Source organism: Streptomyces sp. NK08204 (assembly GCF_020400585.1).
Taxonomy (GTDB): Bacteria; Actinomycetota; Actinomycetes; order Streptomycetales; family Streptomycetaceae; genus Streptomyces.
In genome coordinates this window covers 25811-43776 of sequence record NZ_JAINVF010000003.1, presented here as the reverse complement: position 1 = coordinate 43776, position 17966 = coordinate 25811, and the positions used below count along the sequence as shown (strand labels likewise).

Below are 17966 nucleotides of genomic sequence, written 5' to 3'. Positions count from 1 at the left end.
AACAGAAGCCAGCCGCGTGCAGTCATGGGATGAGTTTCGGCCACCTCAGCCGCGGGCGTCTTGAACGCTGTTGCGGTAGGCCGCCGGGGTCACCCCGAGCACCCGGCGGAACCAGCGGGTCAGGTGGGCCTGGTCCGCGAAGCCGACGAGGGCGGCCACCTCGGCGGGGCGCAGCCCGCTCTCCAGCAGCCCGCGGGCGCGGGCGACGCGGTGCTGGGCGAGCCAGGCGTACGGCGGTACGCCCAGCGTCGTACGGAAGGCCCGCAGGAGCTGGTAGCGGGACAGGCCGAGGTCGGCGGCGAGCAGGGCGAGGGAGGGCGGGGTGGTGAGTTCGTCGGCCAGGCGGTCGCGGACGGTCAGGGCGATGGCATGGGCGCCGGGGATCCGGTCGGCGACCGGCCGGGCCGTGGAGTGGCGGCGGGCCAGCGCCGTCAGCAGCCAGGGCAGGCGGGACTCGGCCTCCAGGGGGTCGGGGCAGACGCTGAGTTCGGTGTGCGCGGTGCGCAGCGCGGTGGTCAGCTCGGGGTCGTCGAGGAGCGGTTCACGGAAGTACGGCAGGCCGCCGAGGGTGCCCTCGGTCAGCAGGGCCGGGTCGGCGTACAGGGCGCGGTAGGCGTAGCCGTCGCCGGTGTCGCCGGGACCGCCGGTGTGTATCTCGCCGGGGTCGAGGACGACGATCGTGCCGGGTCCGGTGCGGATGTGGCCGCCCCGGTAGTCGATCACCTCGGAGCCGCCCACGCAGACGCCGATGGTGTACTCCTCGTGGGCGTGCGGGGCGTAGACGTGCTTGTCGAAGGAGGCGGTCAGCAGGTCGAGCGGGGGGCCGCAGCGGCCCAGTCGTGCCCGTGTCCACAGCGCCCGTTCCGCCATGGCGCACCCCCCTTTGCCGTACCCGTCCGACCGCTTCCTGCGGGTGCAACGCCGTACCGCTCCGGTTCCATGCCGGGGCGGGTCCGCGCGGGCCGGGGCCCTCACGGGGAGCGAGCGCAGGCCGAGGAGGCGGGGCGGCACGCCGTACGCTGGCGCGGAGGTCTACGTAAGGAGTACGTGTTGCTGGTCCTGCTGCCGCCCTCCGAAGGCAAGGCGAATCCGGGCAAGGGTGCCCCGGTGAAGCTGGAGTCGTTGTCCCTGCCCGGGCTGAGCGGTGCGCGCGAGGCCGTGCTCGGCGAGCTGGTCGAGCTGTGCGCCGGGGACGAGGAGAAGGCGCGCGAGGTGCTCGGGCTGAGCGAGGGGCTGCGCGGTGAGGTCGTGAAGAACGCGGGCCTGCGGACGGCCGGGGCCCGCCCGGCCGGGGAGATCTACACCGGTGTGCTCTACGACGCCCTGGACCTGGCCTCGCTGGACGCGGCGGCGAAGAAGCGCGCGGCGCGCTCGCTGCTGGTCTTCTCCGGGCTGTGGGGTGCCGTCCGGGTGACGGACCGCATCCCCTCCTACCGCTGCTCGATGGGCGTGAAGCTGCCGGGGCTCGGCGCGCTGGCCGGGCACTGGCGTGCGCCGATGGCCGAGGTGCTGCCGGCGGCGGCCGGTGACGGGCTCGTGCTGGACCTGCGGTCCTCCGCCTATGCGGCGGCCTGGAAGCCGAAGGGCGAGATCGCCGCGCGGACCGCGACGGTACGGGTGCTGCACGCGCCGACCCGGAAGGTCGTCAGCCACTTCAACAAGGCGACCAAGGGCCGCATCGTACGGAGCCTGCTGACGGCCGGTGCCGCGCCGCGGGACCCTGCCGCACTGGTCGGCGTGCTGCGGGAGCTGGGGTACGCGGTGGAGGCGCAGGCGCCTGGCGGCGCCGGGAAGGCGTGGTCGCTGGACGTGCTGGTGGAGCAGGTCCACTGAGCCCGGGTCGTGACTGCGTTCGTGGCCGGGCCCTCGTGGGCCGTTTGCACCCTGCGCAACGTCCTTTGCACAGGGTGTGGCTGGGGGGTTCTTCCCAGCGCAGGCTGCGGGCGGCGCCGGGTGTCTGAGGTCGCCGGCCGGTCCGCTGCCGCAGGCCCGCTTCTGCGCGACCGGTGGGTCGGGCCGCAGACCGCGCCCGAGTGCCGCCTGCCCCGGGGACATCAGGGGCACCACCTGGCCCGGGGGCCTCTCAGGGGAGGCCGGTGGGATCAGGGGCGCAGGTGGGACGTGTCGTTGAAGAGCCGTACGCTCGCGTTGCCGTCGGCGTAGTAGGCCACCGCCGACAGGGAGGCCGCCGACAGCTCCATGCGGAACAGGGACTCCGGCGGGGCGCCGAGGGCCAGGCGGACGAGGGTCTTGATCGGGGTGACGTGCGTGACCAGCAGCACCGTACGGCCCCCGTGGGAGGCGACCAGCTTGTCACGGGTGGCGGCCATCCTGGTGGCGGTCTCCGCGAAGCTCTCGCCGCCGCCGGTGGGGTGGGCCTGCGGGTCGGCCAGCCAGGCGTTCAGGTCGTCCGGGTAGCGCTCGCGCACCTCACCGAAGGTGAGGCCCTCCCAGGCGCCGAAGTCCGTTTCGCGCAGGCCTTCCTCGATCGCCACGTCCAGGCCGAGGCGGGCGGCGACGATGGCGGCGGTTTCGCGGGTGCGGGCGAGCGGAGAGGCGAGGACGGCCTGGATCGTGCCGCGCCGGGCGAGGGTCTCGGCGACTCGGTGGGCCTGTTCGCGGCCCGCGTCCGAGAGGGAGGGGTTGGTACCGCCGCTGCCGGAGAAGCGTTTCTGGGGGGTGAGCGGGGTTTCGCCGTGGCGGAGCAGGACGAGGGTGGCGGGGGCGCCGAGGTCAGGGGCAGCGCTCCAGCCGGGGGTGGTGGTGGCCGCGGGCGCGGTAGCGGCCGTGGTGGCCGGGCGCGGCTCGGTGGGGGTGGCGGGGGGCTGCTCGCCGGGAGGTGCCGCCACACCGGTGCCGCCGGTCTCGGCCGCGCGTGCGGTCACGTCGGCCGCGGGTACCGAAGCAGACCACTGCTCGCCCTTCGTGCCCGCGTCCATCGCCTCGTTGGCCAGGCGGTCGGCGTGTTTGTTCTGTTCGCGGGGGATCCACTCGTAGGTGACCCGGCCGGGCGGGAAGACACGGCCGGCCTCGGCGGCAAGGGGCTTCATGCCGGGGTGTTTGATCTTCCAGCGGCCCGACATCTGCTCGATGACGAGCTTGGAGTCCATCCGTACGTGGACCGTGGCGCCGGGGTCCAGAGCGTGCGCGGTGCGCAGGCCGGCCAGCAGTCCCCGGTACTCGGCCACGTTGTTCGTGGCGACGCCGATGTACTCCGCGGCCTCGGCCAGGGTCTCCCCGGTCGCCGCGTCGCTGACCACGGCTCCGTAGCCGGCGGGCCCCGGGTTGCCCCGCGACCCGCCGTCGGCCTCGACGATGAACTCCCCCACGCCAGAGCTCCTTACCGGTCTCTCAGAGACCCGACTCGGCGGTACGCACCAGAATGCGGCTGCAGTTCACGCAGCGGACCACCGCGTCCGGCGCCGCCGTGCGGACCTCGTTCAGCTCGGTGATGGCCAGTTCCTGGCGGCAGCCCTGGCAGGTGCGGGCGTACAGCTTGGCCGCGCCGATGCCGCCCTGCTGCCCGCGCAGCCTGTCGTACAGCTTGAGCAGGTCCGCGGGGACGGACGCGGCGACGACCTGGCGTTCCTTGGTCACGGCGGCGGCCTCGGTGTCGATCTGTCCGAAGGCCGCGTCCCGGCGCGCGGTGGCGTCGTCGATCTTGGACTGCACCGACGCGACCCGCCCGGTCAGCTCGGTCACCCGCTCCTGGGCGGCCTCACGGCGCTCCATGACCTCCAGGACGACGTCCTCCAGGTCGCCCTGCCGCTTGGCGAGGGAGGCGATCTCGTGCTGGAGGTTGGACAGGTCCTTGGGGGACGAGACGGCACCGGAGTCCAGTCGCTGCTGGTCGCGGGCGGCGCGCTGGCGCACCTGGTCCACGTCCTGCTCGGCCTTGGTCTGCTCGCGGGCGCAGTCGCTCTCCTCGGTCTGCGCGGCCACCAGCAGGTCGCGCAGCTGCGTGAGGTCCTTGGTCAGCGACTCGATCTCGGCGTGCTCGGGCAGCGACTTCCGCTTGTGCGCGAGCTGCTGCAGGCGCACGTCCAGGGCCTGGACGTCGAGGAGTCGGATCTGGTCGGCGGGCGCGGCGTTCAGTTGGGGGCTCCAGGTGTATCGGAAGTGGAAGGGGCGCGCGAAGCGCTCGAGGGAGGGGTGGTGGCGGGAGACGAATCGGAGGCGGCGCGCGAAGCGCTCCTTGGAGGGGCGGTGGCGGGAGACGGGTGGGAGGACGGCGCGTGGGCGGTCCAGGGGTCGGTGACGGTCTTCGACACGTGGACGCGCAGGTCCCAGCCGTGGCGGTCGGAGATCTCGTCGAGCTGGGTCGCGGCCAGCTCGCACCAGGGCCACTCGGTGGCCCAGTGCGCCGCGTCGAGCAGCGCGAGCGGGCTCCGGGCGACCGCCTCCGAGGCGGGGTGGTGGCGCAGGTCGGCGGTGAGGAAGGCGTCGACGCCCGCCGCGCGGACCTGGTCGAAGAGGCTGTCGCCGGAGCCGCCGCTGACGGCGATCGTGCGGACCATGGCCTCGGGGTCGCCGGCCACCCGAATGCCCTGCGCAGTGGCGGGCAGCCGCTCGGCGGCTCGCGCGGCCAGCTCGCGGACGGTGAGCGGGTGGTCGAGTTCGCAGACCCGGCCGAGGCCCCGGCGGCCCGCGGGGTCGGTCGGGTCGGGCACGAGAGGCCGTACGACCCGCAGATCCAGGGCTCCGGCCAGCGCGTCGGAGACGCCCGGGTCGGCCGTGTCGGCGTTGGTGTGGGCGACGTGCAGGGCGATGTCGTTCTTGATCAGGGTGTGCACCACCCGGCCCTTGAAGTGCGTGGCCGCGACCGTGGTCGTACCGCGCAGGTAGAGCGGGTGGTGGGTGATCAGCAGGTCGGCGCCGAGTTCCACCGCCTCGTCGACGATCTCCTGCACGGGGTCGACGGCGACCAGGATCCGGGTGACCGCCTGGTCGGGGTCGCCCACGACCGTGCCGACCGCGTCCCAGGACTCGGCCCGCTCTGCGGGCCACAGGTTCTCCAGCGCGGCAATGACTTCAGACAGACGGGGCACGGTAAAAGGCTACCTGGATGATCTGGCGGGCTGTACCGCGTCCGCTCCCCCGGATCCCGTTCAGCACACATGCCTCGCTTCCTCAGCTGAATCGCTTCTGCGCCACCCGTATGTGTGAAGCGACATCGGCCCGTCCCACGGCCGTGCGTGCGAAAACTAGCTTCGTCGCCGGAGGTGACCGAACGATGACGGTCTGTGCGATCGAACCCCCTTCGGCCGAATTCCCCACGACCGAATTCCCTGCCCCCGGATTCCCTGCGACCGGATTCCCTGCGACCGGGTTCTCCGCGCCCGCATTCCCTGCGACCGGATCTCCTGCGACCGGATCTCCTGCGACCGAGGGATCCTGCGAGGGAGCCGGCGAGGACGGCGGTGTGCGGGGAGCGGGGTGCGCCCTCACGGCGGACGGCGCGTACGCGGCCCGGCTCGCGCTCGACGGTGACTCCCTGTTCCCTGAGCGCTGGACACTGGACGGCCCCGAGCCCTACGCGGTGCCGCTGCCCGGCAACCAGCCGGAGGAGCCCGGCACCGAGGTGCAGCCCATGGCGGACGGGCGGGTGCTGATCCACCGGCTGGTGGAGCGGCGGCACGCCTTCTCGCTGCTGTACCCGACCGGACCCGGCACCGGCGAGCTGCCGCTGGGCGCGGTCGAGAGCCCCGAGCCCGGCACCCGGCTCACGCTGCTGCCGCCGGCGCCGGGGGGCGCGCGGGCGTACGCCCTCGCCGTCGGCCCGCACACGACCACGGTGTGGCTGGTGGCGGGCGGCGCCGTCGGGCCGGAGCCGCTCGCGGAGATCCCGGGGCGCTGCTCGGGCGGGGCGTGGCTGGACCACGCCGGGCGCATGCTCGCGCTGGACCGGGAACTGGGCGGGCGCACCAAGACGGTCGTGGTGGACCTGGAGCGCGGCGGCGAGATCTCGCCCCTGTTGCAGATCGCGGACGACAGCGACGACCGGCTGCTGCTGGCCGACCCCGAGAGCGGGCTGCTGCTGATCTCCTCCGACGCGCCCTCCCCCGGGCAGGAACGGCTGGGCTGGGGGGTTCTGGGCAGCACGCTGCCGGTGCGCTTCCCGGAGTGCCTGCGGGTGACGGACTGCTCGGTGACACCGTTCGCGATCCAGCCGGGTCAGGCGCTGATGCCGGAGAACTGTGCGGTCGCGCTGCGCGTCGACGGGCCGTTCGGCAGCTGGGTGGCCACCTGGCGGCCGGCCGAGCGGCAGGTACGTCATCTTCGCGCACCGGCGGGCTGGTTGACGGGTGCCGGCCTGTGGACGCACGAGGGGGTGCTGCGGCTGCCGTACGCCACATACGAGGTTCCGTGCGGCGTGGCAGAACTGACGGCGCCCAGGGGGGAGATGGCCACCGGGGAGACGGAGGGACCGGGAAGGACGGAGCAACGGAAGGCGTCGGAAGCGGAGCCTCCGCAACCTTGTGCGGCACGTCCGATGCCGCTCGCCGAGGCACCCCTGGGGCGTCTTGTAACGAAGTAGTGCCGGTTGGCGTGTGCGCCTGGATTCGGCCCGTGGTGTGCCGGTTAGACTCGCCCGGCTGTACGAAAGATCATGTTGACGGGGTGAATTCTTCCGATGAGCGACATCAGCACCACGAAGCAGCTGTCTGCCGACTCGCAGGAGACGGTCGGCCACGGTCGGCACCGGGGTCCGGTCGCGGCCCACGACACCGAGACGGCTCCGCGCGGTCGGCACCGCAAGCCGTCCACGGAGAAGGTCGAGGCGGCTGCCTGACGCTTCAGGCGTTACGGGGAAGAGGGGCTTTCCGTCACCGGACGGGAGGCCCCTCTCGCGTTCGGCCGGTTCACCCGCGTCCGAGTCCCGGCGTCTGCGCCGCCGCGAACGTCTCCCCCGGCGGCCGGGGCGACATGTTCGGGGGCGAGCGGATCGGGGCCGCACTCCTCGGGCCTGGCACGCCCTCCTCGGGCCTGGCAGGGCCCGCGAGGACGTCCTCCGCCATCCGGGGCGGCGCGTGGACGGTTGAAGTGCCCCTTGAGACGGACGCGGCTCCTGCCTCCCGGATCTCGCCCGCGCCCTCGTGGCCGGCCAGGAACGGCGCGGCTGCGGCAGTGCACCGATCATCGCGGACAGGTCCGAGTGGCACGGCCCGGCCGCCCGCACCCGGACCCGCACCTTGCCGGGCCCTGAGCCCGTCGCCTCGACGTCGTCGAGGGCCTCCCGCTCTCCCCTCGCCTGCCGGCCGGCTCAGGTGTGCCGGACGACGGTGCCGGCGAGGACGGGCATGTCACCGCGCTCGACCGCGCTCACGGCGACCCGCACGGCGCCCTCCTGCCGCCACATCCGGACACGCAGGGTCTCCCCCGGGTACACCACTGCGGCGAAGCGGGTGCGGTAGGAGCGGATCCGGGTGACGTCACCGCCGAGCAGCGTGTCCACGACCGCCTTGAGCGTGATGCCGTAGGTGCACAGCCCGTGCAGGATGGGTCGCTCGAACCCGGCACGCTCGGCGAACTCAGGGTCGGCGTGCAACGGGTTGTGGTCGCCGCAGAGGCGGTAGAGCAGGGCCTGGTCGGGGCGGACCGGGCGCTCGGCGATCCGGTCGGGTTCGCCGATGGGGGGTTCCGGGCGGGTGCTCGGGCCTCGGTCGCCGCCCCAGCCGCCCTCGCCGCGCACGAAGATGTGGGCGTCGCTGGTCCACAACGGGCCGGCCGCGTCGGTGACTTCGGTGCGCATGACGAGGACGGCCGCGTTGCCCTTGTCGTACACGGCGGTGATGCGGTCGGTGACGGTGGCGGTGCCCTCGGCCGGGAGGGGCCGGTGGATCTCCAGGGTCTGGCCGCCGTGCAGGACCCCGGCCAGGTCGACGTCGACGCCGGGCATGGACAGGCTGCTGATCACTCCGGGCGAGCCGGCGCCCGCGACGGTGGCGAAACTCGGCAGGACGTGCAGCCGGGACTCAAGGGTGTAGCGCAGTTCGTCGGGGTCGGTGGCGGGGCTGTCCTTGTCCGGGTTCGCGCCGGCGCCGACGCCGAGGTGGTAGAGCTGGACGTCCTTCACGGTCCAGCTGATCCGGCCGGTCCGGGGCTCGGCGGCGACGGCCTTGGCTGCGTCGATGGGCATGGGGCTCCTGACGGATCTCAAGACCTCGGTGCGGACGTCCGCACCGTCGGCCGCACCGAGGTCGTCCACGGGGCGGATCGAGAACGCGTTCCGGTCCGGCGCCCTCTGTATAACCGAGCACTCCTCACTTGTGAAGGCTCCTGACAGCCTGTCAGCCAGCAGGGCGGTGACATGTGTACTGCCCGGGCCCGGACATCCGCATCTGCCGGGGACCGCGCCCGGTTCGTACGCTGTGCTGTCGGACCGCCGCACGGCGGAGACCATCTGACCGGGGGAAACACAGACATGACGTGGTTGCGGAGAACCAGACGCCGCATGCGGGCCGTCCAGCGGGCGCGGGCGCGGTGGCGGGCGGACACAGCCCGCTGCCGGGCGGCGGTGAGTGCGGCCCGCGGAACAGGAACGCCCCCGGCCGTCGACCGTCCGGGCCCGGCCCCCACCGGCTTCTCCCTGCTGCCCTGGCTGCTGATGGGCCTCGGCTCCCTCTCGAACCTGCTCCAGGGCACGTCCCCGGACCCGTGGGCCGGTGCCCTGGGCCTGCTGGCCTTCGACTCCCTGTACGTCTACGTCACCTTCCGCTCCTTCGACCGCGAGAAGCGCGAGGCGGCCCCGACCCGGGTGGCACTGCTGCTCATGGCCCTGGTGACCACCGCCCTGGCTCTCGGCTACGGCGGGGACTGGCTGATGTTCTTCCCGCTGCTGGGCCTCGCCGTGGGCGCCGCCCTGCGCGGGCCGTGGCTGGGCCGCACCGCCCTGCTGCTGACGCTGTACGCGGGCGGTGTGTGCGCCGTGCGCGAGCGCTGGGTCGACGCGACGGACATCGCCTACGACACCTTCCTGTCCAGCATGGTGACCGCCGCGATCCTCGGCCTGTCGGAGGCGGTGCGGGAACTGCGCGCCGCGCGGGAGGAGCTGGCCCGGCGGGCGGTGCAGAAGGAGCGGCTGCGCTTCTCCCGCGATCTGCACGACCTGCTCGGCCACACGCTGTCGGTGATCGTGGTGAAGTCCGAGGCGGCCCGGCGGCTGGCGCCGCGCGACATGGACGCGGCACTCGTGCAGATCACCGACATCGAGTCCGTGGGCCGGCAGGCGCTGACCGAGATCCGCGAGGCGGTGACCGGCTACCGCGAGGGCAGCCTGGCCACCGAGCTGGTCCGGGCCCGCTCGGCGCTGTCCGCGGCGAGCGTACGGCCGGTGGTCCGCCAGTCGGGGACACCGCTGGAACCGCAGACGGAGGCGCTTCTGGGGTGGGTGGTGCGCGAGGCCGTCACCAACGTGGTCCGGCACAGCGACGCCACTTGCTGCGAGATCACCATCGAGGGCGCCGCCGAGCGGGTACGGCTCACCGTGTGCGACAACGGCACCGGCAGGGCCGTGACCCGGCCCGGGGAGGGCATCGGCGGCACCGGCCTGACCGGCCTGACCGAGCGCCTCGCGGCGGCGGGCGGCTCCCTCACGGCCGGCCCGTCGCCGCGCGGCGGCTTCACGGTCACCGCGCGACTGCCGGTGCAGGAACCGCAGTTCGCGGTGACGGGTGCTGCCGGGGTCACGTCGGCTACGGCTACGGCGTCCAGGGTGCGCTGACCGCCCAGCTGACGTCGGCGGCCCACGATGCGCCGCTGTCGAAGGCGTCGGAGCCGCCGTCGCTCGCCAGGCAGACGTGGTCGTTGCAGTGACGCAGATACCTGGTCGGGTGGCTGTACGACGCGAACGAGATGCGCGTGCCGCTCTTCCCGGCCTGCGGGCAGCAGGTGGCGTCGGGCCGGAACAGGGCGGTGTCGTCCATGTGCTGCCGGCAGAGCGGGTAGACGCCCCGGATGCGGACGCGCCCGACGGGCCTCGAGCCCTAGCCTGTTGCCCGTGAACGAGATGCCCCAGGGCCACCGGACCGCCAAGTCCATCCGGGTTCTGCTCGCCGAGGACCAGGGAATGCTGCGCGGCGCCCTCGCCCTGCTGCTCGGCATGGAGGAGGACATCGAGGTCGTCGCCCAGGTGTCGTCGGGGGACGCCATCGTGGACTCCGTGCTCACCCACCGGCCGGACGTGGCCCTGCTCGACATCGAACTGCCGGGCATGAGCGGCCTGGACGCGGCGGCCGAGCTGCGCGAGGAGGCACCCGATTGCCGGGTGCTGATCCTCACCACCTTCGGCCGGCCCGGCTATCTGCGCCGGGCGATGGAGGCCGGGGCGGCCGGGTTCCTCGTCAAGGACGGTCCTGTGAAGGAACTGGCCGCCGCGATCCGGCGCGCGCTCACCGGGGAGACCGTGGTCGATCCGGCGCTGGCCGCCGCAGCGCTCGGCGCAGGGCCCAATCCGCTGACGGCCCGGGAGTGCGACGTACTGAAGGCGTCGGTGGACGGGGCGACGGTTGCCGACATCGCCGTCCGGCTGCGTCTGCCCGAGTCCACCGTCCGGAACCACCTCTCCTCCGCGATCGGCAAGACCGGGACGCGCAACCGCGCGGAGGCGGTGCGGGAGGCCCGGCAGCAGGGGTGGCTGTGAACCGCGGCCCGGATCAGGCCGGCGTCGCCTTGCCCGCGCAGTCCGTGACCGCGTAGCGCTCCGCCGGCGGGCCGGGATGCGGGAGGCCCCATCCGCACCCCCTGTCAGCCGGCCGGCAGGGGGTGCGGCAGCATGGGCCCCGGAAGAGCCGTACAACCGGAGCCGTACGACCGAAAGGCCCCCCATGCCGCCCGCCGCACCCAAGCCCGAGATCCTGGCCGCGTTCGAGGCCGCGAAGGGGTTCATGCCCGTCGACGAGGGGCTGGCACTGTACGCGGCGGCGGCGGAGGCCGGGCGGCTCGGGCTGCCGCTGCTGGAGGTGGGCACGTACTGCGGGCGGTCGACCGTGCTGCTCGCCGACGCGGCCCGTGAGGCCGGGCTCGTCGCGCTCACCGTCGACCACCACCGGGGCAGCGAGGAGCAGCAGCCCGGCTGGGACTACCACGACCCGCAGACGGTCGACCCCGAGATCGGGCTGATGGACACGCTGCCGACGTTCCGCCGCACGCTGCACCGGGCGGGCCTGGAGGAGCACGTGGTGGCCCTCGTCGGCCGCTCCCCGCAGATCGCCGCGCTGTGGAACACGCCTCTCGGCCTGGTCTTCGTGGACGGCGGCCACACCGACGAGCACGCGAGCGCCGACTACGAGGGCTGGGCCCCGCACGTCGCCGAGGGCGGCCTGCTCGTCATCCACGACGTCTTCCCGGAGCCGGAGGACGAGTTCACCGGTCAGGCGCCGTACCGGATCTATCTGCGGGCCCTGGGGTCCGGGGCGTTCTCGGAGGTCTCGGCGGCCGGGTCGCTGCGCGTCCTGCGGCGAACCGGAGCGGGGATCTGAGGCCCCGGTTAGAGTCGCTGACGTGTCGTACACAGGCCCCGAGTTCGAAACCCCGCAGCCGCGGCGGCCCCGGCGCGGCCCGCTGACCGTGGCGCTCGCCGTGCTGGCGCCGGGCGCGCTGCTCGGGTGGCTGGTGTACGGGCAGGTGGGCGGCGGTGGTTCGGGGCACTCGGACCGTACGGCCGCCGCCGCGTCCGGCATGTCCCCGGTGTCACCCACCCCGTCCTCGCCGCCCCGGCCGTCCTCGCCGTCGGCGGGTGCCCCGGCCGACGACGCCAAGCGGCCGGGCCTGCCCACCCCCTCCCCCGCCGCCTCCGCGCCCGCCGGGTCCAAGCCGCTCAAGGGCAAGGTCGTCGTCATCGACCCCGGTCACAATCCGGGCAACTTCCGGTATGCGAATGACATCAACCGCAAGGTGAACATCGGGACGAACTGGAAGGAATGCGACACGACCGGGGCGTCCACCAACTCCGGTTACACCGAGGCCCGGTTCAGCCTGGACGTCGCGCACCGCCTGCGCGCACTCCTGGAGGAGCAGGGGGCCACGGTGAGGCTGACCCATGACGGCACGAGTCCCGCCTGGGGGCCGTGTGTCGACGAGCGGGCGCGGATCGGGAACACCGCGCGCGCGGACGCGGCCATCTCCCTGCACGCCGACGGCTCGGCCCAGGGCAACCGCGGCTTCCACGTGATCCTGCCGGGCTCCGTGCACGCGGGCGCCGCCGACACCCGCCCGATCGTGGGCCCTTCGCGCGATCTCGGTGAGCGCGTGGCAGGCAACTTCCTCCGCGTCACGGGCGAGCCGCCCTCCAACTACCTCGGCGGCGGAACCGGTCTCGTCACGCGTACCGACCTGGGCGGTCTCAATCTGTCAACGGTTCCGAAGGTGTTCATCGAGTGCGGCAACATGCGGGACAGCACGGACGCGGCACTGCTGACCAGCGGCGCCTGGCGTCAGAAGGCGGCGCAAGGGATCGCTGACGGAATCGCGGACTTCTTGCGCGCATGACGGCGGGCCGCCCCGCGGCAGCCGTACGGCACCATCGGCGCATCCGTCTCCTCCAACGCGCCGACGGCCACGCCTGGATCACCGGCACTGAAGCCAACAGGCCTGACCTGAAGGGTCCGTCGGTCAGCGATGTCTCGCCGGGTCTCGATCTGCCAACGGTTCCCGAAGTGTTCATCGGCGCGGCGGCATGCGCGGTAGGAAGAGCATGGCGCCGCTGACCAGCGACGCATGGCGTCGCAGGGCGGCAACCCCTGGAGGAACCGTGGGTTTTCTGCGGTGGTGCTGACCGCCGGGCTGAACCCGACGGACACACTGCTCGAACGGACGATAGTGTCGTCCCTAGGATGAGGGGCCACCCCCGCGCTTCACACCGCGGCCTGATGGCGACACGGTGACAGCGACGCCTCCACCGATGACGAGACGACTGAACCGAAGGACCCTTTGAAGTGAATATCCGCTCCCTCACTAGAGGCGACGGCGTGGTGATCGGAGCAGCGGTGTTGCTGTTCATCGCGTCGTTCCTCGACACGTTCGACAGCTCCGGCAGCGACATCCCCAACGCCTGGGACAACCTCGGCCTCGTGATGAGCGTGTACGTCGGCGGCATCCTCGGCGCGGTCCTTGTCGTCGTCGCCCGAGCCCTCCCGCAGCCCCGCAAGATCGCCGGCCTGGACCTCGGTCAGGTCGGTGTCGCCTTCACGGTCTTCGCCGCGTGGACCTCGTTCTGGACGATCGTCGACCCGCTGGGCGCGTTCAGCGACCAGTTGGACGGCGCGAACATCGACTCCGGTTCCGGCCTGATCCTCGGTCTCATCGCAGCCCTCCTGCTGGCCGCCGCCGCCGTCGCCACCCCCCTCGTGCCGGCCCTCCAGGCCGCGCTGGTGCCGGCCACGAAGCCGCAGGCCCCGCAGCCGTACGGCGCCCAGCCGGCCGGCGGTTACGGCTACCCCGGTGCTCCGGCCGCCCCGCAGCAGCCGTACGGCACCCAGCCGCAGCCGGGCCAGCCGTTCGGGCAGGCCGATGCGCAGTCCGCCGCCCCGACGGCGCAGCCGCAGCCGCAGCCGCAGTCGCAGCCGGGCCCCACGGACTTCTCGCCGTTCTGGTTCGCCGTCCCGGCCACCCGCCCGCTGTTCGCGGAGGACGGCTCGCCCAACCCGATCGCCGAACTGGCGCCCGGGACCTGGTACTTGGCGGTCGAGCAGCGCGGTTCCGCGCTGGTCGCGCAGACCCAGGACGGCCGCCGTGGCGTGCTCCAGGACACCACCGGCATCCAGCGCGGCTGAGCGCCGCACGCCGTGACGTACGGCCCCTCGCCCTTCCGGGCGGGGGGTCGTTGTCGTACGGCTCCTAACCGGCGCGCAGCTGGGCAGCCGACGGCACCTTGTCGTCGACCCGGGCACCGGTGCTCGCGCCCGCCTCCTTGACCTTGTTGATGACGTCGTCGAAGGCGTCGGCCGCGTTCCCGTCACCGTTGCGCAGCTTGGACGGCAGGCTCTTCAGGGATTCGATGCCCGCGGCGAGCGGCGCGAGGGCCTTCGAAAGCGCCGGATCGCCCTGGGCGTTCTTCTTGGCCGCCTTGAGCCGGTTGTAGGTGAAGGCGCCGGCGAGAGCGGCCTTGACCAGGGCCGTCCTGCGGCCCTTGGCACCCTTCTTGAACTTCCCGGCTTTCCAGGGCTTCACGATCCACTGGTAGGTGGCACCGGCCGCGAGGCCCGCGTTCGCCACGAACCGGGCCTTGGCGAACTTCTGGCGCTCGGCGGAGGTCGTCGGGCTGGGCGTTCCGGCGGGCACGGCGGACGCCGACGCCGTGTCCCGCGCCCTGCTCTTCTCGTCGTTCCCGCAGGCGGTGGCACCGGCCGCCAGGGCGCAGCAGAGGGTGAGCGCCACGAAGAGGCGTCGCATCGGTACGGGCACAGGGTCCTCCCGACGTGTCCTCCCCGAGCCGTTGCTTCCTCCGGCAGCCTCACCCGGCGGCCCGGCCCGCGCCACCTGGGGAACGCCGTCCGGGTGCCCGCCCAGGGTCCCTCGGCAGACCCGCTAACCGCAGCAGTCGGGGTCCAGGCCCGTCGGCAGACGGTCCCCGCCGAACACCGCGCACGTGGCGTCATGGCCGCCGAGGGCGGCGACGGCCAGCAGGAGGGAGCCGGCCGTCCAGGTGGTGAGTTCCCGGGGCCAGATCGTGTCGTCGTCGAAGACGTACCCCGTCCAGTACAGGCCGGTGTCCGGATCGCGCAGGTGCTGGATGGACTGGAGGATCTCCAGCGCCCGGTCGGACTCGCCCATCGCCCACAGCGCCAGGGCGAGTTCGCTGGACTCACCGCCGGTCACCCACGGGTTGGGCACCACGCAGCGCACGCCGAGGCCGGGGACGACAAAACGGTCCCAGTCCGCCTCGATGCGGGACTTGGCCTCCGCTCCGGTCAGCACACCGCCGAGGACGGGGTAGTACCAGTCCATGGAGTAGCGGTTCTTGTCGAGGAACCGCTCCGGGTGCCGCCGGATGGCGTGTCGCAGTGCCCCGACGGCCAGCTCCCAGTCGGGCTGCGGTTCTTCCCGCTGTTCGGCGATGGCGAGGGCGCAGCGCAGGGCGTGGTGGACGGAGGAGCTGCCGGTGAGCAGGGCGTCCGCGGTGGGCGTGCCGTCGTCCTCGCGCCGCCAGCCGATCTGGCCGCCGGGCTGCTGGAGCCGGAGCACCCATTCGACGGCCGCGTAGACAGTGGGCCACATGCGGTCCAGGAACGTGTCGTCGCCGGTGGACAGGTAGTGGTGCCAGACGCCGACGGCTATGTAGGCGACGAAGTTCGACTCGCGGGCGCGGTCGGTGACGTCGTCGTGGGCGCCGTCCGCATAGGCCGCGTACCAGGAGCCGTCCCCGGTCTGGTGGCGCGCCAGCCAGGTGTAGGCCCGCTCGGCCGCCTCGTGCTCGCCGGCCGCGTCCAGGGCCATGGCGGCCTCGGTGTGGTCCCACGGGTCGAGGTGGTGGCCGCGGAACCACGGGATCGCGCCGTCCTCCCGCTGTACGGCGAGGATGCCGCGGACGGTCGCGGCGGCCTGCTCGGCGGTGAGGACCCCGGGCAGGACGAGGTGTTCTGTCCGGGGGGTGGTCACGGGGCGACCGCCTCGGAGGTCTCGGACGTCCCTGAGGTCCCGGACATGTGTGCGGCCCCGTCGGTCTCGTCGAGCCGGGGCAGGTGCGGCTTGGTCGCGTAGACGACGAAGCTCTTGCCCATGACCGGGTTCAGCGCCTGCTCGGCGAGCCGGGTGGCCAGCGGCTTCTTCATGATGTCCCAGACCAGCAGCTTGTGGTACGCGCGCACCGGCAGCGCCTTGTCGTTGTCGACGCCGAAGGCGCACTTCAGCCACCAGTACGGCGCGTGCAGGGCGTGGGCGTGGTGGGTGCCGTACGGCTTCAGGCCGGCCCCGCGGATCTTGGCGAGCAGTTCGTCGGCCTTGTAGATGCGGATGTGGCCGCCCTCGACCTCGTGGTAGGCGTCGGACAGCGCCCAGCAGACCTTCTCGGGGCCGTAGCGGGGCACGGTGACGGCGATGCGGCCGCCGGGCTTGAGCACGCGCACCATCTCGGCGAGCACGCCCTTGTCGTCGGGGATGTGCTCCATCACCTCGGAGATGATGACGACGTCGAAGGACTCGTCCGGGAAGGGCAGCGCCAGCGCGTCGCCCTCCATGGCGGTGGCGGTGGCGCCCTCCGGCGCCTCCCCGGCCTCCTCCATCGCCGCGAACCACTTGGCGACCTCGCGGATCTCCTCGGCGTTCTGGTCGAGGGCCACGACTCGCGCGCCCCGCCGGTAACACTCGAAGGCGTGCCGGCCGGCCCCGCAGCCGAGGTCCAGGACACGATCGCCGGGGGCGAGCGGGAACCGGGAGAAGTCGACGGTCAGCACGTGGCCCTGCTTTCGGTGTAGACGCCGGTGGTGGCCGCGGGGCGGCCGGGTCGGTGCGGCTCGGGGCGCAGGCCGCCGGAGCGGGCGATGGCCTCGCGGTAGCGGGCGACGGTGCCCTCGGCGGCCCGTGCCCAGGTGAAGCGGGCGAGCACCCGCTCGCGTCCGGCGGTGCCGAGCCGCGCGCGCAGCTCAGGGTCGGCGAGCATCCTCCCGAGCGCGGCGGCCAGCGCGCCCGCGTCGCCGGGCGGCACGGCCAGGCAGGTCTCGCCGTCGCGGCCCGCGACCTCGGGGATCGCACCACCCGTCGTGGCGACCAGTGGGGTGCCGGTGGCCATGGCCTCGGCGGCGGGCAGCGAGAAGCCCTCGTACAGGGAGGGCACGCAGGCGACCTCGGCCGAGCGGATCAGGTCGACCAGCTCGGCGTCGGAGATGCCCTTGACGAACTCGACGGCGCCTTCGAGGCCGTACCGTTCGATCGCCGCCGAGACCGGCCCCTCCTCGGGGCGCTTGCCGACGACGACGAGGTGGGCGGCCGGGTGCTCGGTGCGCACCTTGGCGAGCGCCTCCACGAGGAAGACGAGACCCTTGAGGGGGACGTCGGCGCTGGAGGTGGTGACGATCCGGCCGGGTACCTCGGCGACGGCCGGATCCGGCGCGAACAGGTCTGTGTCGGCGCCGATGTGGACGACGTGGATGCGGTCGTCGCGGACGCCGAGGTGGTCGGCGATCTCCTGGCGGGAGGTGCCGGAGACGGTGAGCACGGAGGGCAGGCGGCGGGCGACGCGCTTCTGCATCCGGGTGAAGGCGTACCAGCGGCGCACGGACAGGCGGCGCTTGCGGCTGTCGGCCGCGTCCAGCTCCAACTGCCGGTCGACGGTGATGGGGTGGTGGATGGTGGTCACCAAAGGCGCACCGATGTCCCCCAACAACCCGTAGCCGAGGGTCTGGTTGTCGTGCACGACGTCGAACTCGCCGCGCCGGGCGCGCAGATGACGGCGGGCGCGCAGTGAGAAGGTCAGCGGCTCGGGGAAGCCGCCGGTCCACATGGTGGCGACCTCGAGGGCGTCGATCCAGTCGCGGTACTCGTCCCGCTTGGGAGTGCGGAAGGGGTCGGGCTGCCGGTACAGGTCGAGGCTGGGCAGCTCGGTCAGGGTGAGCCGGCCGGCGTGGTCCTCGAGTTCGTCCAGGACGGGGTAGGGCTGCGATCCGATGACCTCGACCCGGTGCCCGAGGCGGGCCAGCTCGCGCGACAGGTGCCGTACGTAGACGCCCTGGCCGCCGCAGAACGGGTTCCCTTTGTAGGTGAGGAGCGCGATGTCGAGAGGTCGCTCTCCCCCACTCCCGGCAGCGCGCGAGCGGGAGGGACCCCCACCGGCCGCGGGTTCCCGATGGGCGCCCGCCGTCCGGGCCTCAGCGGTCACTCTGTGCCCCCTTCTGCCTGCACTGTCCCGCGAGACTATGACGGGACGCTAATCTAGAACAAGTTTCAGACTTGATCGTTCAAGAGGCTCTGAATCTACCGGCAGGTAAGGGCGGTGTGACCAGTGGATCAGGTGATTCGCGCCACGGCGCGGA

Annotated in this window: 18 protein-coding genes and 1 pseudogene; 8 read left to right on the top strand and 11 right to left on the bottom strand. The window is 73.0% G+C overall.

The window, feature by feature from the left end; translation table 11 throughout:
* Positions 1 to 45 precede the first annotated feature (45 nt).
* A complete protein-coding gene (locus K7G59_RS05965) occupies positions 46 to 870 on the bottom strand; it encodes an AraC family transcriptional regulator (protein ID WP_225830816.1) in 825 nt (274 codons plus the stop codon).
* A 180-nt stretch (positions 871 to 1050) separates the two neighbouring features.
* Here K7G59_RS05965 and yaaA point away from each other — a divergent pair, with 180 nt between their 5' ends.
* Complete coding sequence (gene yaaA, locus K7G59_RS05960; RefSeq protein WP_225830814.1) at positions 1051 to 1833, top strand: peroxide stress protein YaaA; 783 nt, start codon at positions 1051 to 1053, stop codon at positions 1831 to 1833.
* A 269-nt stretch (positions 1834 to 2102) separates the two neighbouring features.
* Here the strand turns inward: yaaA and K7G59_RS05955 are convergent, their stop codons facing one another.
* From K7G59_RS05955 to K7G59_RS05945, 3 genes are read right to left on the bottom strand one after another with little or no spacing between them, the layout of a single operon-like run.
* A complete protein-coding gene (locus tag K7G59_RS05955; protein ID WP_225830812.1) occupies positions 2103 to 3329 on the bottom strand; it encodes a bifunctional RNase H/acid phosphatase in 1227 nt (408 codons plus the stop codon).
* Positions 3330 to 3351: 22 nt separating this feature from the next.
* Positions 3352 to 4095 (bottom strand): zinc ribbon domain-containing protein, encoded by a 744-nt coding sequence (locus tag K7G59_RS05950; protein WP_225831503.1) that lies wholly within the window; start codon positions 4093 to 4095, stop codon positions 3352 to 3354.
* The gene (locus tag K7G59_RS05945; protein WP_225830810.1) at positions 4092 to 5048 is read right to left on the bottom strand and encodes a Nif3-like dinuclear metal center hexameric protein; all 957 of its coding nucleotides are present in this window, start codon (positions 5046 to 5048) and stop codon (positions 4092 to 4094) included. Before K7G59_RS05945 ends, K7G59_RS05950 begins: the two co-directional genes overlap by 4 nt.
* A 185-nt stretch (positions 5049 to 5233) precedes the next feature.
* Here K7G59_RS05945 and K7G59_RS05940 point away from each other — a divergent pair, with 185 nt between their 5' ends.
* Positions 5234 to 6538, top strand: a complete 1305-nt coding sequence (locus K7G59_RS05940) for a hypothetical protein (RefSeq protein ID WP_225830808.1) — start codon at positions 5234 to 5236, stop codon at positions 6536 to 6538.
* Between the two features lie 96 nt (positions 6539 to 6634).
* Entirely contained in the window at positions 6635 to 6793 is a 159-nt protein-coding gene (locus tag K7G59_RS05935) for a hypothetical protein (RefSeq protein ID WP_225830806.1), read from the top strand.
* 274 nt (positions 6794 to 7067) lie between these two features.
* Here the strand turns inward: K7G59_RS05935 and K7G59_RS05930 are convergent.
* Positions 7068 to 7237 (bottom strand): annotated as a pseudogene (locus K7G59_RS05930) (alcohol dehydrogenase catalytic domain-containing protein); the annotation flags it as partial.
* 27 nt (positions 7238 to 7264) lie between these two features.
* Positions 7265 to 8140 (bottom strand): MaoC/PaaZ C-terminal domain-containing protein, encoded by an 876-nt coding sequence (locus K7G59_RS05925; protein WP_225830804.1) that lies wholly within the window; start codon positions 8138 to 8140, stop codon positions 7265 to 7267.
* 285 nt (positions 8141 to 8425) lie between these two features.
* On the opposite strand from K7G59_RS05925, the gene K7G59_RS05920 reads away from it, so the two are divergent.
* Complete coding sequence (locus K7G59_RS05920) at positions 8426 to 9724, top strand: sensor histidine kinase (RefSeq protein ID WP_374114193.1); 1299 nt, start codon at positions 8426 to 8428, stop codon at positions 9722 to 9724.
* On the opposite strand, the gene K7G59_RS05915 is transcribed toward K7G59_RS05920, so the two are convergent.
* Entirely contained in the window at positions 9702 to 9926 is a 225-nt protein-coding gene (locus tag K7G59_RS05915; RefSeq protein WP_225830800.1) for an AbfB domain-containing protein, read from the bottom strand. The two genes, K7G59_RS05920 and K7G59_RS05915, sit on opposite strands and share 23 nt — an antisense overlap.
* Positions 9927 to 10009: 83 nt before the next feature.
* On the opposite strand from K7G59_RS05915, the gene K7G59_RS05910 reads away from it, so the two are divergent.
* The 4 genes from K7G59_RS05910 to K7G59_RS05895 all read left to right on the top strand — a co-directional run bounded on the left by K7G59_RS05910 (position 10010) and on the right by K7G59_RS05895 (position 13772).
* Entirely contained in the window at positions 10010 to 10642 is a 633-nt protein-coding gene (locus K7G59_RS05910) for a response regulator transcription factor (protein ID WP_225831501.1), read from the top strand.
* A gap of 184 nt (positions 10643 to 10826) precedes the next feature.
* Positions 10827 to 11480 carry a class I SAM-dependent methyltransferase gene (locus K7G59_RS05905; protein WP_225830799.1) on the top strand — a complete coding sequence of 218 codons (654 nt, stop codon included), beginning with the start codon at positions 10827 to 10829 and terminating at the stop codon, positions 11478 to 11480.
* A 22-nt stretch (positions 11481 to 11502) separates the two neighbouring features.
* The gene (locus K7G59_RS05900) at positions 11503 to 12489 is read left to right on the top strand and encodes an N-acetylmuramoyl-L-alanine amidase (RefSeq protein ID WP_225830797.1); all 987 of its coding nucleotides are present in this window, start codon (positions 11503 to 11505) and stop codon (positions 12487 to 12489) included.
* Positions 12490 to 12935: 446 nt separating this feature from the next.
* Entirely contained in the window at positions 12936 to 13772 is an 837-nt protein-coding gene (locus tag K7G59_RS05895; RefSeq protein ID WP_225830795.1) for a DUF5336 domain-containing protein, read from the top strand.
* 64 nt (positions 13773 to 13836) lie between these two features.
* On the opposite strand, the gene K7G59_RS05890 is transcribed toward K7G59_RS05895, so the two are convergent.
* The 4 genes from K7G59_RS05890 to K7G59_RS05875 form a co-directional block, all read right to left on the bottom strand.
* Positions 13837 to 14403, bottom strand: a complete 567-nt coding sequence (locus K7G59_RS05890) for a hypothetical protein (RefSeq protein WP_225830793.1) — start codon at positions 14401 to 14403, stop codon at positions 13837 to 13839.
* A 123-nt stretch (positions 14404 to 14526) separates the two neighbouring features.
* Positions 14527 to 15597, bottom strand: a complete 1071-nt coding sequence (locus tag K7G59_RS05885) for a prenyltransferase (protein ID WP_225830791.1) — start codon at positions 15595 to 15597, stop codon at positions 14527 to 14529.
* Entirely contained in the window at positions 15594 to 16391 is a 798-nt protein-coding gene (locus K7G59_RS05880) for a class I SAM-dependent methyltransferase (protein ID WP_374114192.1), read from the bottom strand. The genes K7G59_RS05885 and K7G59_RS05880 overlap by 4 nt, the downstream gene beginning before the upstream one ends.
* Entirely contained in the window at positions 16385 to 17812 is a 1428-nt protein-coding gene (locus K7G59_RS05875) for a glycosyltransferase family 4 protein (protein WP_225830789.1), read from the bottom strand. Before K7G59_RS05875 ends, K7G59_RS05880 begins: the two co-directional genes overlap by 7 nt.
* Positions 17813 to 17966: the final 154 nt, after the last annotated feature.

What these genes read in the sequence shown, in the direction of transcription:
- K7G59_RS05915 (WP_225830800.1), bottom strand. Translation starts at nt 9,926, where the DNA reads ATGGACGACACCGCCCTGTTCCGGCCCGACGCCACCTGCTGCCCGCAG.
- K7G59_RS05910 (WP_225831501.1), top strand. Translation starts at nt 10,010, where the DNA reads ATGCCCCAGGGCCACCGGACCGCCAAGTCCATCCGGGTTCTGCTCGCC.
- K7G59_RS05905 (WP_225830799.1), top strand. Translation starts at nt 10,827, where the DNA reads ATGCCGCCCGCCGCACCCAAGCCCGAGATCCTGGCCGCGTTCGAGGCC.
- K7G59_RS05925 (WP_225830804.1), bottom strand. Translation starts at nt 8,140, where the DNA reads ATGCCCATCGACGCAGCCAAGGCCGTCGCCGCCGAGCCCCGGACCGGC.
- K7G59_RS05920 (WP_374114193.1), top strand. Translation starts at nt 8,426, where the DNA reads ATGACGTGGTTGCGGAGAACCAGACGCCGCATGCGGGCCGTCCAGCGG.
- K7G59_RS05940 (WP_225830808.1), top strand. Translation starts at nt 5,234, where the DNA reads ATGACGGTCTGTGCGATCGAACCCCCTTCGGCCGAATTCCCCACGACC.
- K7G59_RS05935 (WP_225830806.1), top strand. Translation starts at nt 6,635, where the DNA reads ATGAGCGACATCAGCACCACGAAGCAGCTGTCTGCCGACTCGCAGGAG.
- K7G59_RS05965 (WP_225830816.1), bottom strand. Translation starts at nt 870, where the DNA reads ATGGCGGAACGGGCGCTGTGGACACGGGCACGACTGGGCCGCTGCGGC.